11 protein-coding genes are annotated in these 15,280 nt (G+C 36.6%); 8 read left to right on the forward strand and 3 right to left on the reverse strand.

Annotated features, from left to right (window positions below; all coding sequences use genetic code 11):
- Nucleotides 1-123 precede the first annotated feature (123 nt).
- Nucleotides 124-2,184 carry a transketolase family protein gene (locus AC51AA_RS06570; protein ID WP_500704958.1) on the forward strand — a complete coding sequence of 687 codons (2,061 nt, stop codon included), beginning with the start codon at nucleotides 124-126 and terminating at the stop codon, nucleotides 2,182-2,184.
- 75 nt (nucleotides 2,185-2,259) lie between these two features.
- Here AC51AA_RS06570 and AC51AA_RS06575 read toward each other — a convergent pair whose 3' ends face one another.
- Together AC51AA_RS06575 and AC51AA_RS06580 are read right to left on the reverse strand one after the other, a co-directional pair.
- Nucleotides 2,260-2,949, reverse strand: coding sequence for an SIMPL domain-containing protein (locus AC51AA_RS06575; RefSeq protein WP_500704960.1), 690 nt, complete (start codon nucleotides 2,947-2,949; stop codon nucleotides 2,260-2,262).
- Nucleotides 2,950-3,002: 53 nt separating this feature from the next.
- Nucleotides 3,003-3,641 carry a rhomboid family intramembrane serine protease gene (locus AC51AA_RS06580; RefSeq protein WP_500704962.1) on the reverse strand — a complete coding sequence of 213 codons (639 nt, stop codon included), beginning with the start codon at nucleotides 3,639-3,641 and terminating at the stop codon, nucleotides 3,003-3,005.
- A gap of 113 nt (nucleotides 3,642-3,754) precedes the next feature.
- On the opposite strand from AC51AA_RS06580, the gene AC51AA_RS06585 reads away from it, so the two are divergent.
- Nucleotides 3,755-4,627 carry a lysophospholipid acyltransferase family protein gene (locus AC51AA_RS06585; protein ID WP_500704964.1) on the forward strand — a complete coding sequence of 291 codons (873 nt, stop codon included), beginning with the start codon at nucleotides 3,755-3,757 and terminating at the stop codon, nucleotides 4,625-4,627.
- Between the two features lie 159 nt (nucleotides 4,628-4,786).
- Here AC51AA_RS06585 and glmM read toward each other — a convergent pair whose 3' ends face one another.
- Nucleotides 4,787-6,175: a phosphoglucosamine mutase gene (gene glmM, locus AC51AA_RS06590; RefSeq protein WP_500704966.1), complete on the reverse strand. Its 1,389-nt coding sequence runs from the start codon at nucleotides 6,173-6,175 to the stop codon at nucleotides 4,787-4,789.
- A 207-nt stretch (nucleotides 6,176-6,382) separates the two neighbouring features.
- Here glmM and AC51AA_RS06595 point away from each other — a divergent pair, with 207 nt between their 5' ends.
- The 6 genes from AC51AA_RS06595 to AC51AA_RS06620 all read left to right on the forward strand — a co-directional run bounded on the left by AC51AA_RS06595 (nucleotide 6,383) and on the right by AC51AA_RS06620 (nucleotide 15,081).
- On the forward strand, nucleotides 6,383-6,967 hold the full coding sequence (locus AC51AA_RS06595; RefSeq protein WP_500704968.1) for an acyl carrier protein phosphodiesterase: 585 nt from the start codon (nucleotides 6,383-6,385) through the stop codon (nucleotides 6,965-6,967).
- A 62-nt stretch (nucleotides 6,968-7,029) separates the two neighbouring features.
- Nucleotides 7,030-8,715 carry a gamma-glutamyltransferase gene (ggt, locus tag AC51AA_RS06600; protein ID WP_500704970.1) on the forward strand — a complete coding sequence of 562 codons (1,686 nt, stop codon included), beginning with the start codon at nucleotides 7,030-7,032 and terminating at the stop codon, nucleotides 8,713-8,715.
- 75 nt (nucleotides 8,716-8,790) lie between these two features.
- Nucleotides 8,791-10,575: a chloride channel protein gene (locus tag AC51AA_RS06605; RefSeq protein ID WP_500704972.1), complete on the forward strand. Its 1,785-nt coding sequence runs from the start codon at nucleotides 8,791-8,793 to the stop codon at nucleotides 10,573-10,575.
- 105 nt (nucleotides 10,576-10,680) lie between these two features.
- A complete protein-coding gene (gene uvrA / locus AC51AA_RS06610; RefSeq protein ID WP_500704975.1) occupies nucleotides 10,681-13,512 on the forward strand; it encodes an excinuclease ABC subunit UvrA in 2,832 nt (943 codons plus the stop codon).
- A 315-nt stretch (nucleotides 13,513-13,827) separates the two neighbouring features.
- Nucleotides 13,828-14,187, forward strand: a complete 360-nt coding sequence (locus AC51AA_RS06615; protein ID WP_500704977.1) for a cupin domain-containing protein — start codon at nucleotides 13,828-13,830, stop codon at nucleotides 14,185-14,187.
- Between the two features lie 165 nt (nucleotides 14,188-14,352).
- Nucleotides 14,353-15,081: an LOG family protein gene (locus AC51AA_RS06620; RefSeq protein WP_500704979.1), complete on the forward strand. Its 729-nt coding sequence runs from the start codon at nucleotides 14,353-14,355 to the stop codon at nucleotides 15,079-15,081.
- Nucleotides 15,082-15,280: the final 199 nt, after the last annotated feature.

Below are 15,280 nucleotides of genomic sequence, written 5' to 3' on the forward strand. Positions count from 1 at the left end.
AGATCGTGCATATTCCCTTTTTTCCTTTTAAAATTAACAACCTATCCTAAGTCATGCTTTACAAATTCTAGTTTTGATATGTAAAATTTATATTGATTTGAGATTACCTAAATAACCCAAAAAATGAGTAAAACAATAGACCAATTATCTGCAGATAATATTAGAGCATTAGCCATTTCGATGGTTGAGAAAGCCAATTCAGGACATCCCGGCGGAGCTATGGGAGGAGCTGATTTTATGCATATTCTTTATACAGAATATTTAAAATACGATCCGTCAGACATGCAATGGATTTTCAGGGACCGCTTTTTTATGGATGCAGGACATCTTTCAGCTCTGATGTACTCCCAGTATTATCTGCTAGGAAACTACCAAAAGTCAGATCTTGAACAATTCAGACAATGGGGATCTGTAACTCCTGGACATCCGGAAATCGATGTAAAAAGAGGTATAGAAAACACCTCTGGACCATTAGGTCAAGGTCATGCTATGGGGATTGGAGCGGCTATTGCAGCTAAGTTTTTATCCGCAAGATTCGAAAATTTATTCAATTATAAAATATACGGATTTATAACCGACGGCGGAGTACAGGAAGAAATCTCGCAAGGTGCAGGAAGAATAGCGGGACACCTAGGACTGAACAATTTTATTATGTTCTATGACTCTAACGACGTACAACTTTCCTCCATGACCGATGAAGTTACCACCGAAAACACGGCAATGAAATATGAATCCTGGGGATGGAAAGTCATAACAATCGATGCGCATAATCATACCCATATACGTTCGGCTTTGAATGCAGCCCATGCTGAATTGCAAAGACCTACACTGATTATCGGCAGAACCATAATGGGAAAAGGATGCGTAACGGCTGACGGAAACCTATACGAAGGACAGTGCGAATTACACGGAAAACCAATCGGGGCGACAAAAGCTGACTTTATAAAAACATTAGAGAATCTAGGAGCAGATCCAAAAGACTCATTTGCCATTTATAAAGAAGTTGCATCACATTATAGCGTTATTTTAGCAAAAAAAACAAAAGAGGCAAAAGAGAGAAAAGCACAGATCTCTACATGGGAAAACAAAAATCCGCAATTGGCAGAAAAGATACAACGCTTTTTTAAAGGTACATTACCGAATCTGGATTTTGGCTCAATCACGCAAAAAACAAACGCAGCGACCAGAGATGCATCAGCGACGGTTTTAGGATATCTCGCCGAGAATGTTGAGAATATGATTGTTTCTTCCGCCGATTTATCCAACAGTGATAAAACAGATGGTTTTCTAAAAAAATCATCTGTTTTACAAAAGAATGACTTCAGCGGCGCATTTCTGCAGGCAGGAGTGGCCGAACTCACTATGGCAGCAATTGCAAATGGGATCGCACTTCACGGCGGGATAATTCCCGTGGTGGCCACCTTTTTTGTATTCTCAGATTATATGAAACCCGCAATTCGCTTGGCAGCAATTCAGGAATTGCCTGTAATCTATATTTGGACACATGATTCTTTCCGTGTGGGGGAAGACGGTCCAACACATCAACCTATCGAACAAGAAGCCCAGATTAGACTTTTAGAAAAAATTAAAAATCATTCTGGCGACCAGAGCTTTTTAGCATTGCGTCCGGCTGATGCTGTCGAAACTTCCATAGCTTGGCAGATCGCACTCGAAAATAAGAAAACACCAACTGGGTTAATCCTTTCTAGACAAGATATTAAAGATCTTCCAACGAATGGAAATTCAAGATTCGAAGAAGCTTCAAAAGCCAAAAAGGGAGGGTATCTAGTAAAATCAAATGAAAATCCAGCGATCACTTTAATTGCCAACGGATCAGAAGTAGCAACACTTATCGAAGCGGCAGAAAAATTAGAACATAGCATGCCAATAAAAATTAATGTAGCCTCCATCATTTCTGAAGGCCTTTTTAGATCGCAATCAAAAGAGTACCAAGAAAGCATAATCCCAAAAGACGCACTGGCTTTTGGTTTAACCGCAGGACTCCCTGTTAATTTGGAAAATCTCGTTGGAAGCAGAGGAACCGTTTTCGGACTGAATCATTTTGGGTATTCAGCACCAGCCCTAGTTTTGGATGAGAATTTTGGCTTTACGAGTGAAAACATTAAAGAAGAAATCTTGAAATATTTAGACTTAAATAACGCAAAACACAAATCAGCCGAATAAAAATAAAAAAAATCCCATCGGTCTAATGATGACAGATGGGATTTGCTTTTTATATTCTTTGATCTGTGTTCCTTTTTATTCTAAAATAAAACTCACAGTTACGTTTGCTGTAATTTCAATTTCACCAATAGCTAAAGTTTCATTTTCAGCACCTGCTGAATCCATAGCCGCTGATTTCATAGCCGAATACATTGGTCTTGGATAATAAGCCTGAGAGTTATCGGCAATAACAAAAGCCTTACCCACTTTTTGTCCTAAAACGGATACATAGTCTTCCGCTTTTAATTTAGCTTCCTTCATAGCCAATTTACGCGCATCTGATTGCAGTTGTACTAACTTAGAAGTTTCAAAAGAAACCTTGTCTAAACGATTAATTCCTTGTTGTACCAATCCTTCCATTAACTCATCATATTTCGACAAATCTTTCAATAGAATCTCTACTGTCTGAGTAGCATTGTAACTAGTTTTCTTTTTCTCGTAATCATATTGTGGGTTAAGAGAAACCTGCTTGGTACGATAATCTGCAGTTGGTATATTCATTTTTTTTATGAACTTCAAAACCGCATCCATTTTCTCATCGTTCTGCTTTTTCACATCCTTAGCATTATTTCCTTTCGTTTCCACTGTTGCTGAAATACTAACCTGATCAGGCGTTACTTTTACCTTCCCCTCTCCACTTACGTTGATTTGAGGAATTTGTTTTACTTCTTGGCCATAAGACATTGTCATAAACATGATTGTTAAAAATAGTACTAATTTTTTCATTTTTGTTATATTTAAATTTATGTAATAAGGACTTTTCAAAAGTTATGCCAAGTTTACAGCTTCCCCATTTTAGCCATGGCAAAAAGGATCAAAATCGGTATTGCCAGCAAAACCACCATTAAAGAATGATCCACCACTAGAGAAGGTTCTTTTACCAATGTGATCAAATAACCACCTATAGCACCTCCAAAATGCGCCGTATGCCCAATATTATCATTTTTAGCTCTCATTCCATAAATCGAATACAATAAATACAAAATTCCGAACACATAAGCTGGCATCGGTATCACAAAGAAGACTCCTAACATCATATTAGGCTGCAATAAAATAGCGGAATACAAAATACCTGTAACAGCACCCGAAGCACCCACTGCACGATAACTGTAATCATTTTTATGAAATAACATTGTCAGCAAACTTCCGAAAATCAAACTCCCGAAATAAACCAAAATAAAAGAAAAAGTTCCTAAACCATTTAAAACTACTGGAGCAAAGAAATAAAGCGTCATCATATTAAAAACCAAGTGCATCATATCGGCATGTAAAAAACCCGATGAAAGCATTCTAATTTGCTCCCCTGAGCGAATACTCCCTACATGAAATTCATACTTTCTAAAAAAAGCAATATCTTTAAAACCTTTGTAACTGATAAGTGCATTGGCAACTATAATCCCTAATAAAATGGCATTCATAAAAAATAATTAATGTGAAATGTAAATATAGTCATTCTCCCAGACAAGTGAGTAAGTAGCCAAAATATATAGCCTAATGATTTTTTGCTTTATATTTGTAAAAAATTAAATACATGCAGTTTCTCGTTTATATACTAGCCTACCCTCTACTTTGGCTTATCTCCATACTTCCGTTCCGCATATTTTATTGGTTCTCGGATTTTGTCTATTTCATTATATACTATATCGTCGGTTACCGCAGAAAAGTAGTTCGCAACAACTTAGCGCTTACACTTCCCCATTTAAATGATGCAGAACGAAAAGAAATAGAGAAAAAATTCTATCAACATATGTGCGATATGTTTTTGGAGATGATCAAGACCATGAGCATTACACCAGAGGAAATGGAAAAAAGATTTACCATTACCAATATTGAACTCATTAGGGAATACGAACAAAAAGGCAAAAGTGTCATTCTAGTAGCTTCTCATTATGCTAGTTGGGAATGGCTTTTAACACTCAACAAACGCATGGGGTTTAGAGGAATTGGTGTTTATAAAAAAATTGCCAATCCTTATTTTGATAAATTAGTGCGCAAAATACGCTCCAAGTATGATGCTGAATTAGTAGAAACTAAAAAAGCAATTCCAACTATGGCGCAGAATCAGCGTGATGGAATTCTGAGTCTTTATGGATTAGCAAGTGACCAATCTCCTAAATTAGACCGAATTTTTCATTCGATGAAATTCATGGGAATTGAAGTTCCCGTCCATACTGGTGCCGAAATGTTGGCTAAAAAATACGACTTAAGTGTTATTTTTATGAAAGTAACCAAAACTGGAAGAGGTTATTATGAGGCTACTATTATTCCTATTGCCGATAATCCTAAGGAGTACGACAATTTTAGAATTACGGAAATCTATTTAAAAGAAGTCGAAAAGCAAATATATGCTGCTCCAGAGTATTATTTATGGACACATAAAAGGTGGAAACACCGAGTTCAATAAGTCAAAAAAAAAAGTCCAAAACGTAACTTCCGTTTTGGACTTTTTCTTTTACAAGAAACAAATCAAAAAACAACTGCTCTTAATTTGTTAAATGAAAAAGCCTCACTTTCACATAATGAAAGAGAGGCTTGTCTTTTTTCTACTCAAAGAAATTACAATCTAGATGCCAGCGATTGCTTTGATTTCATCAATAATTCTTAGTGCTAAAACATCCGCTTGCCCTTGAGACGGAGCTTCCGTATAAATTCTAATAATAGGCTCTGTATTTGATTTTCTCAAATGCACCCATTCTGTAGCAAAATCAATTTTCACACCATCTATAGTGGTAATATCTTCGTTTTTGTATTTTTCAGTCATGGCTACTAAAATCGCATCCACATCAATTTGCGGTGTTAATTCGATTTTATTTTTGCTCATATAATATTCTGGGTAAGAAGCACGCAAGGCCGAAACTGACATTTTCTTATTAGCCAAATGCGTTAAGAACAAAGCCACTCCAACTAAGCTATCTCTTCCGTAGTGTGATTCTGGATAAATAATTCCCCCATTACCTTCTCCACCAATGATCGCATTATTCTTTTTCATTAATTCCACTACATTCACTTCACCTACCGCACTAGCTTCATAAGTTCCCTTATGCGCAAGAGTTACATCACGCAAAGCACGAGAAGAAGACATATTAGAAACGGTATTCCCAGGTGTTTTACTCAACACATAATCAGCGCAAGCTACTAAAGTATATTCCTCTCCAAACATTTCTCCATCTTCACAGATAAAAGCCAAACGATCTACATCCGGATCTACTACTACTCCTAAATGCGCCTTTTCTTTCACAACCAATTCTGAAATATCCGTTAGATGTTCTTTTAAAGGCTCTGGGTTATGTGGAAAATGTCCGTTTGGTTCGCAGTATAATTTTACTACTTCCACTCCCATTAATTCTAATAATCTAGGAATAATGATTCCCCCTGAAGAATTCACTCCATCGACAACCACTTTAAATTTGGCCGCTTTTACCGCTTCAACATCTACCAAAGGCAAGTTTAATACCTCATCGATATGAATATCCATATAAGCATCATTGATGGTAATTTCTCCTAAATTGTCTACATCTGAAAAATCAAAAGCTTCAGCATCTGCAATTTCCAAGATTTTAGCACCTTCAGCTCCACTTAAAAATTCTCCTTTTTCATTCAACAATTTCAAGGCATTCCATTGTTTTGGATTATGAGAAGCCGTCAAAATAATACCTCCATCCGCTTTTTCCAAAGGAACAGCTACTTCAACAGTAGGCGTTGTAGAAAGTCCAAGATCAATTACATTGATTCCCAAACCTACTAGCGTATTGACCACTAAATTATGAATCATCGGTCCAGAAATTCTGGCATCACGACCAATCACTACGGTTAATTTCTCTTTTGAAGTATTATTTTTTAAAAAGGTTCCGTAAGCCGATGCAAACTTAACTGCATCAACTGGAGTTAAATTATCTCCTACTTTCCCCCCTATGGTTCCTCTTATTCCTGAAATCGATTTTATTAAAGTCATCTTTATGTATTATGATTATAGTTTTACAAATATAAAAAAGTTGCTGAGTTCCTAAGGTGTTAAGTCATTAAGATTTTAAATTTATCGTTTATTAATAACTTTAGTCCCAACCCTCAATTGCCTGAAATGATTTGGAAAAGTTTTTATACATTTACAATAACAAACTTAGCTTCTCACCATTGTAGAACCTTAGTAACTCAAAACAAAATGAATTTCCTAGCACACATCTATCTCTCTGGAGACAACGATTTAATTAAAATCGGCAATTTTATGGCCGATGGCATTCGAGGAAAACAGTTTGAACATTACCCTCAAGAAGTACAGAAAGGAATCATTTTGCACCGTTCTATTGACACCTATACCGATTCTCATCTCGTTTTTAGACAAAGCACCAAACGCTTGCATGAAAAGTACCATCATTATGCTGGTGTCATAGTCGATATAATTTACGATCACTTTTTAGCCAAAAACTGGTCCAAATATTCTGAGGAGAATTTAGAGCACTTCATCAATCGATTCTATAAGTCCTTAGAGGAAAACTATCCAATTCTATCGGAAAAAACGCAAGGTTTAATGCCTCATATGATCAAACAAAATTGGTTATCAAGTTATCAAACGATCGAAGGAATACACAACATTTTAACGCAAATGGATCGCAGGAGTAAAAACCTGTCCAAAATGCAATTCGCAAGTGAAGAATTAAAGGAATTTTACTCCGAATTCGAACAAGAGTTTACCCTCTTTTTTGAAGACATTAAATCACATGCAGATCAAAAGTTACGTTCGCTATAAAAACCATCATAAGGACCAAGCTGAAAGAAAAAAGTCCGATTTGATAAAAACATACTTTGGACATGAAAAAAATCACATTCTTAATTGGCCTACTATACATTAGCTGCGCTGCGCAGCAACCCTCTATACGACCAACCGGTTTAGTCACTACAAAAGCGATGGTCGTCTCAGCGCGTGAAGAGGCTTCAAAAGTCGGAGTTGAAATCATGAAAAAAGGCGGCAATGCCTTTGATGCTATGGTAGGAACAGAATTGGCTTTGGCAGTAGCTTATCCCTATGCTGGCAATATTGGAGGTGGTGGTTTTATGGTCTACAGAAAAGCAAATGGTGAAGTGGGCTCATTGGATTATCGCGAAAAAGCCCCTTTGGCAGCCTCAAAAGATATGTTTTTAGATCAAGATGGAAATGTCATCAAAGGAAAAAGCACCCAAACCGCTTTAGCCATAGGAGTTCCTGGGACTATTGCCGGGGTTTTCGCTGTCCATAAAAAATTAGGTACGCTCCCCATGTCTGAAATCTTAAAACCCGTTATTGCCTTGGCAGAAAGAGGTGTTATTGTCACCAAAAAACAACAACAAAGACTGGAAGAATATCATGATGTTCTGGTAAAAGTAAATGGCCCCACTACGCTTTTAGCGGGTAGTTTTAAAGAAAACGACACCATTAAATATCCAGCATTAGCCAACACACTTAAGCGAATATCAAAAAAGGGTCGAAATGAATTTTATAAAGGTCAAACCGCTAAAACTTTAGTAGAGTATCTTCAAAAAAACGGCAGTATTATCACCCTTGAAGATTTAGCGCTCTACGAAGCCAAATGGAGAGAACCACTTCAGTTCTCTTATAAAGAATTAAAAATCACTTCGATGTCACCTCCAAGTAGTGGTGGTATTTGTTTGGCACAAATCATGAAAATGATCGCTCCTTATGACATCGCTAAAATGGGCCATAATTCAGCCCAGGCCATTCAAGTCATCGTTGAAGCAGAAAGAAGAGCTTATGCCGATAGAAGTTACTTTTTAGGAGACCCCGATTTTGTAAAAATCCCTACCAAGTCCTTACTAGCCGACGACTATTTAAAACAACGCATGTCGAGCTTTAATCCTGAAAAAGCCAGTTTGTCTTCTGAGATCAAACAGGGAGAAGTAAACTATGCTGAAAGTACGGAAACTACACATTATTCCATTGTAGATAAATTTGGAAATGCCGTTGCAGCAACCACTACCTTAAATGACGGATATGGTTCGAAATATTACTGTGATGAATTGGGCTTCTTTTTAAACAACGAAATGGATGACTTTAGTGTCAAACCAGGTTCTCCCAATATGTTTGGATTAGTCGGCAATGAAGCCAATAGCATTGCCCCTCAAAAACGCATGTTAAGCTCTATGACCCCAACCATAGTAGAGAAAAATGGAAAGCTTTTTATGGTGGTGGGTTCCCCTGGTGGTTCGACCATTATTACCACTGTTCTTCAAGCTATTCTAAATGTTTACCAGTACAATCAAAGCATGCAAGAAGCGGTAAATGCACCGCGTTTCCACCATCAATGGTTACCGGATTTGATCACTTTTGAACCCAATGCTTTTGATATAAACATCATCAACAAACTAAAGACAAAAGGATACTTAATTAACGAAAAACCAACTCCTGTAATTGGTAAATTGGATTGTATTTTAGTCTTACCCAATAAGAGTCTTGAAGCGGGAGCTGACTTTCGTGGAGATGATGCTGCAGCGGGCTTTTAATTTAGTGCCGGATTTTTAAGTAAATTCAAACATTATAAACTAATTTTGCACCACCCATAAACTTTACAAAACAGCATGCTAAAAAAATATTTTAGAAAACTAGAAAGCATTATTGCTTTGGCGCAATCCTTAATGACTCCAAAGCAGTTTATTTTTTTATCAAGCGTTTTAATCGGTATTTCTTGTTCACTTGCGGTAATTGTTTTAAAAACCTTTGCGCACAGTGTATTTTCTTTCGCTACCTATATCAACGGCATTTTAAAACTGAGTTTTATCAACAGTATCTTACCCATTATTGGTATTCTACTCACTGTTTTTGTCATTAAAAGAGTCCTAAACGGTACAATTGAAAAAGGAACCTCTCAGATCCTTTATGCGGTGGCCAAAAAAGCGAGTATCATTCCCAAAAAGCAAATGTATGCTCAAATCATTACCAGTTCCCTTACCGTAGGTTTGGGTGGGTCGGCTGGTTTAGAAAGCCCTATTGTGATTACCGGTGCAGCTTTCGGATCTAACTTTGCTCAAAATTATCGATTACCCTATAAAGACCGAACTCTACTCATTGGTTGCGGGGTCGCAGCTGGAATCTCAGCAGCCTTTAACGCTCCAATTGCCGGAGTTCTTTTTGCCATTGAAGTATTATTAGTCGACGTTAGTATTTCTGCCTTTACGCCAATTATGATTTCTGCCGCTACTGGTGCGCTAGTGTCTGCCGTAGTATTAGACGAGACTATTTTACTATCGTTCAAAAAACAAGAAGCGTTCAATCATCACAATATACCTTTTTATATCCTCTTAGGAATACTAACAGGTTTTATGGCCGTCTATTATGCGCGTAACTTCCAAAAAGTAGAACATTATTTTTCTAAACTAAAATGGAATCCTTATCGCAAAGCCTTATTGGGTTCTTCTTTATTAGCCTTACTTATTTTCATTTTCCCTACTCTTTTTGGTGAGGGTTATGAAAGTATTAGAACCTTGTCGGAAACAGATCCTGGAAAATTACTAGACAATACCTTATTTGCCGACTTCAGAGACAATCAGTGGGTTTTACTTCTTTTTGTTGGCTGTACTATGATGATGAAAGTATTTGCCTCTGGACTCACACTTGGATCGGGAGGTAATGGAGGTAACTTTGCGCCCTCTTTATTTCTAGGTTCTTATTTGGGTTACTTTTTCTCCAAATTCATCACCTTAATTGGTTTATCCAAATTGCCCATTACCAATTTCACTATGGTCGGAATGGCCGGAATTTTGAGCGGTCTATTTCATGCGCCACTAACTGCTATTTTCTTAATTGCTGAAATCACAGGTGGATATAGTTTGATGATCCCTCTTATGATCGTTTCTTCTATTAGTTTTGCCATCTCAAAACGTTTCGAAAAATATTCTCTTGATGTAAAAGGTTTAGCTAAAAAAGGACATGCTTTCACCAGTAACAAAGACTCTAATATACTTTCAACTTTAGATATTGACTCCATTATTCAAACAGATTATTTAACGGTTCATCCTGAGGAGAACTTAAACAAATTAGTGGATCTAATCTCCCATTCCAATCAAGTAGTTTTCGCCGTGGTAACTAATGAAAAAGAACTTGTAGGTATCGTCCATTTCAATGACATTCGGGAAATCATCTTCAATTCTTATCGCGTCAAGTACACCTTAATTAAAGATGTGATGAAAGAACCTATGGCTACTATTTCTTCTTTCGATAGCATGGAAGTGGTGATGAGTAAATTCGAGAAGACAAAAACTGCGTTTTTACCTGTAGTACGAAATGAAAAGTACTATGGCTTCATTTCCAAATCTATAGCACTTGAAGCGTATCGAACTAAATTGCGCTCGATGACTATTGAATAAACCTCATTTCAAATTAAAAACATAGGCTTCTTTTTAACATAAACTTCTGCACTCTAGTACCAAAAGAATAAATCAAAATGGTAACTTTGCTTTTTGCTCAAATTTATGTTAGAAAAAGACAATACTATTGAAGTTCTTGGTGCAAGGGTTCATAATCTAAAAAATATCGATATTTCAATTCCGCGTGAAAAACTAGTGGTTATTACTGGTTTATCAGGTTCGGGAAAATCATCTTTGGCCTTTGATACTATTTATGCCGAAGGGCAGCGTCGCTATGTAGAAACTTTTTCGGCCTATGCCAGACAATTCTTGGGAGGCTTAGAACGCCCTGATGTCGATAAAATCGATGGACTTTCACCAGTAATTGCCATTGAACAAAAAACCACCAGTAAAAGTCCTCGTTCTACCGTGGGAACTATTACTGAAATCTATGATTTTTTACGACTGTTATACGCTCGTGCTGCTGATGCTTACAGTTACAACACAGGAGAGAAAATGGTTTCCTATTCTGATGAGCAAATCAAAGATTTAATCATTCAAGATTTTAGCGGCAAAAGAATCAATATTCTAGCACCCGTTATTAAAGCTAGAAAAGGTCACTATGGTGAATTATTCCAGCAAATTACCAAACAAGGTTTCTTAAAAGTTCGTGTAAATGGTGAAGTTCAGGATTTAGTTTCAGGAATGAAACTGGATCGTTACAAAACCCATGACATCGAAATTGTAGTGGATCGAATGGTGATTGAAAACACCCCTGACAATCAAAAACGCTTAGCGGAAAGTATTAATACCGCGATGCATCATGGTGAAAATGTTTTAATGATTTTAGATCAGGACAGCAACGAAGTCCGCTATTTCAGCAGAAACTTAATGTGTCCTTCAACGGGAATATCCTATCAAAACCCAGAACCTAATTTATTCTCTTTCAACTCCCCTAAAGGAGCTTGTTCACATTGTAATGGTTTAGGAACAGTTCATGAAATCAACACCAAAAAAATCATTCCTAACCCAAAATTATCCATTAAAGCCGGTGGCTTTGCTCCGCTTGGGGAATACAAATCAACTTGGATTTTTAAGCAATTGGAAGTTATTGGAGAAAAATTCGATTTCAAGATAACGGATCCGATTGAGAAAATACCAGAAGAGGCTATGACCATGATTTTACATGGTGGGAAGGATAAGTTTACCGTAAATTCAAAAGATTTAGGCGTTACACGCGATTACAAAATAGATTTTGAAGGCATATCTCATTTCATCAAAAATCAATACGACGAAACTTCTTCTACAACCATAAAACGTTGGGCAAAAGACTTTATGGACGAAATAAACTGTCCTGTTTGTGAAGGTTCTCGTTTGAAAAAAGAAGCCCTATTCTTCAAAATTAATACGCAAAACATCACCCAATTGTGTGATATGGACATATCCGATTTGACGGCTTGGTTTTTGGATCTACAAAACCATTTATCGGAAAAACAATTACTAATTGCTTCTGAAGTCGTTAAAGAAATCAAAGACCGTTTGAACTTTTTAATGAATGTAGGGCTTGATTATTTGGCACTGAGTCGAAGTTCTAAATCACTTTCAGGGGGAGAAGCACAACGTATTCGTTTGGCTACGCAAATTGGCTCACAGTTAGTGGGTGTTTTATACATACTAGACGAACCAAGTATTGGTTTACATCAGAGAGACAATGAAAAATTAATTCATTCCTTAGAGCAGTTACGCGATATAGGGAATTCGGTTATTGTAGTGGAACACGACAAAGATATGATCGAACGCGCCGATTACGTAATTGATATTGGTCCAAAGGCAGGAAAATACGGTGGCGAAATCATCAGTATTGGAACACCACAGGAAACTTTAGCTTCCAACACCATAACGGCTCAATATCTCAATGGGACCATGAAATTGGAGATCCCTAAAGAAAGGCGCAAAGGAAATGGAAAAACATTAAAACTCTCTGGAGCAACAGGAAACAATCTTAAAAATGTTTCGATTGAATTGCCTTTAGGGCAATTGATTTGTGTTACTGGGGTTTCAGGTAGTGGAAAATCGACTTTGATCAACGAGACACTCTACCCTATTTTAAACGCTTACTATTTCAATGGCGTAAAAAAACCTCAACCTTATAAAAAAATTGAAGGGCTAGAACATATTGACAAAGTCATTGACATTGACCAAAGTCCAATTGGAAGAACACCACGTTCCAATCCAGCAACTTACACAGAAGTTTTTACAGAAATTAGAAATCTCTTCACCATGACCTCTGAAAGTATGATCCGTGGTTATAAAGCAGGACGTTTTAGTTTTAATGTAAAAGGCGGACGTTGCGAAACATGTGAAGGTTCTGGTGTTAGAACCATCGAAATGAACTTTTTACCTGATGTTTATGTAGAATGCGAGACTTGCCAAGGCAAACGTTTCAATAGAGAGACCTTAGAGATTCGCTATAAAGGGAAATCAATCTCTGATGTCTTGAATATGACTGTTGATGAAGCGGTTCCGTTTTTTGAAAACATTCCGAAAATCTACCGAAAAGTAAAAACCATTCAAGATGTTGGTTTAGGATACATCACCCTTGGTCAGCAAAGTACCACTCTCTCAGGGGGTGAAGCACAACGTATTAAACTAGCCGGAGAGTTATCTAAAAAAGACACTGGAAATACCTTTTATATTCTTGATGAGCCAACCACAGGATTGCATTTTGAAGATATTAGAGTACTGATGGATGTCATTAATAAGTTAGTGGACAAAGGCAACACCATTCTAGTGATCGAACATAATATGGACGTGATTAAACTGGCCGATTATATTATTGACATTGGTCCTGAAGGAGGAAAAGGTGGCGGACAATTGATCGCTAAAGGAACACCAGAAGAAGTGGCTAAAAGTAAAAAAAGCTATACTGCTAAATTCTTGAAAAAAGAATTAGCCTAATCACACGGGCTTGCACAAGTTTTATATCTACTTAAAAGCAGTAATAGGAATTTGTGCGACCTCATGTTTTATTGAAACTACCTTAAATTAGCGTACCCTTAAAACATATCTAGCTATGTAGTTGATTCCTCTAAACGGCACATAGAAACGGCTTCTTCTATCCCCATTTACGTTAAAAGACTGATAACAAACCACAAACCTTTCGCCGGTCTTTACTTTACAGTAATAATTTATCTTTTATGTAACAGTTCTCAAAAAAAGCCTTAATTTAGTGTGCCCTTTTTTTTGATTTGGACAGAGACTAAGATAAAACCTATGAATCTAAAAGAAAAATTCAGTAACATTGACCACTATTTTTCACCTAGAATAATTGATGAAGTAAACGATCAATATGTCAAGGTAGCAAAAATAAAAGGTCAGGACTTACCATGGCATAATCACGAAAATGAGGACGAATTATTTTATATAGTCGAAGGTGAACTCTTAATGGAAATTGAAAACAAACAGCCCTTCACTATGAAAAAAGGAGATCTATACGTTGTGAAAAAAGGAATAAATCACAGGGTTTCATCAGCGGAAGAATGTTTAATAATGCTCATTGAATCCAAAACTACAGCACATACTGGAAAAGTTAAAAGTGAGATTACCAAATCAATTGAAGAACAAAAATATTAATAACGTATTCTTCTTTTGATCCGCTAAAAGTGCTACTCACAACTACTGCCCTAGCCCAAAAACGATATCAGCTCGCTAGAGAACACTAAGCTAAATAACTTGTTTTCTGCGTTTGGATCAGGGCACTATTAAAGGAAATAAAATATAAATTTATAATACAACAACATGAGATTAGAAGATTTTGACAACGATGAGGACAAAGTAATCCAAGATCGTTTGAAACAAAAAACGTGGAATGAAATAAGAACAAATGACAGCTGGGCGATTTTTAAAATCATGGCTGAATTTGTAAACGGATACGAAAACATGGGACGTATTGGACCCTGCGTATCTATTTTTGGTTCTGCTAGAACCAAACCAGACGACAAGTATTACTTGTTAGCTGAAAAAATTGCCTATAAAATCAGTAAAGCTGGTTATGGTGTTATTACAGGTGGTGGGCCAGGAATTATGGAAGCCGGTAACAAAGGAGCCCATCTAGGTGGAGGAACCTCCGTTGGACTGAACATTGAACTCCCTTTCGAACAACATTTCAACCCGTATATTGATCATGATAAAAATCTGAATTTTGATTACTTTTTCGTTAGAAAAGTAATGTTCGTAAAATATTCTCAAGGTTTTGTGGTGATGCCTGGAGGTTTCGGAACTTTAGACGAAATGTTTGAGGCCATTACTTTAATTCAAACCAAAAAAATTGGAAAATTCCCAATTATATTAGTTGGTGTTGAATTTTGGTCCGGATTAATTGATTGGGTAAAAACGGTATTGGTCGATAAAATGCATACGGTGAGTCCAGAAGATTTAAACCTATTTAAAATAGTAGACACTGAGGATGAAGTACTTGACGTATTGGATAAATTCTACAAAAAATACGATTTGAGTCCAAATTTCTAACTGGCAACTATACCTTTAGGGATTACATAATTGTAAGAATCGTAAAAATTAAAAGCTGTTTTTAAAACAGCTTTTTTTATGCTATTTTTACAACAAAACCAAAATAACTTTATGCTCGTAACTATCAGTTATCTCCTAAATTTGAAGCCCTATTGAAATCATCATATAAAATCATTCTGTTTGTTTTCGTTTTAATGAG

This window comes from Flavobacterium sp. OHVDL-2026-0007, assembly GCF_059882335.1.

Coding starts and splice junctions, on each gene's coding strand:
- AC51AA_RS06615 (WP_500704977.1), top strand. CDS start 13,828: ATGAATCTAAAAGAAAAATTCAGTAACATTGACCACTATTTTTCACCT.
- AC51AA_RS06570 (WP_500704958.1), top strand. CDS start 124: ATGAGTAAAACAATAGACCAATTATCTGCAGATAATATTAGAGCATTA.
- AC51AA_RS06595 (WP_500704968.1), top strand. CDS start 6,383: ATGAATTTCCTAGCACACATCTATCTCTCTGGAGACAACGATTTAATT.
- AC51AA_RS06580 (WP_500704962.1), bottom strand. CDS start 3,641: ATGAATGCCATTTTATTAGGGATTATAGTTGCCAATGCACTTATCAGT.
- AC51AA_RS06605 (WP_500704972.1), top strand. CDS start 8,791: ATGCTAAAAAAATATTTTAGAAAACTAGAAAGCATTATTGCTTTGGCG.
- AC51AA_RS06620 (WP_500704979.1), top strand. CDS start 14,353: ATGAGATTAGAAGATTTTGACAACGATGAGGACAAAGTAATCCAAGAT.
- AC51AA_RS06575 (WP_500704960.1), bottom strand. CDS start 2,949: ATGAAAAAATTAGTACTATTTTTAACAATCATGTTTATGACAATGTCT.
- AC51AA_RS06585 (WP_500704964.1), top strand. CDS start 3,755: ATGCAGTTTCTCGTTTATATACTAGCCTACCCTCTACTTTGGCTTATC.
- glmM (WP_500704966.1), bottom strand. CDS start 6,175: ATGACTTTAATAAAATCGATTTCAGGAATAAGAGGAACCATAGGGGGG.
- ggt (WP_500704970.1), top strand. CDS start 7,030: ATGAAAAAAATCACATTCTTAATTGGCCTACTATACATTAGCTGCGCT.
- uvrA (WP_500704975.1), top strand. CDS start 10,681: ATGTTAGAAAAAGACAATACTATTGAAGTTCTTGGTGCAAGGGTTCAT.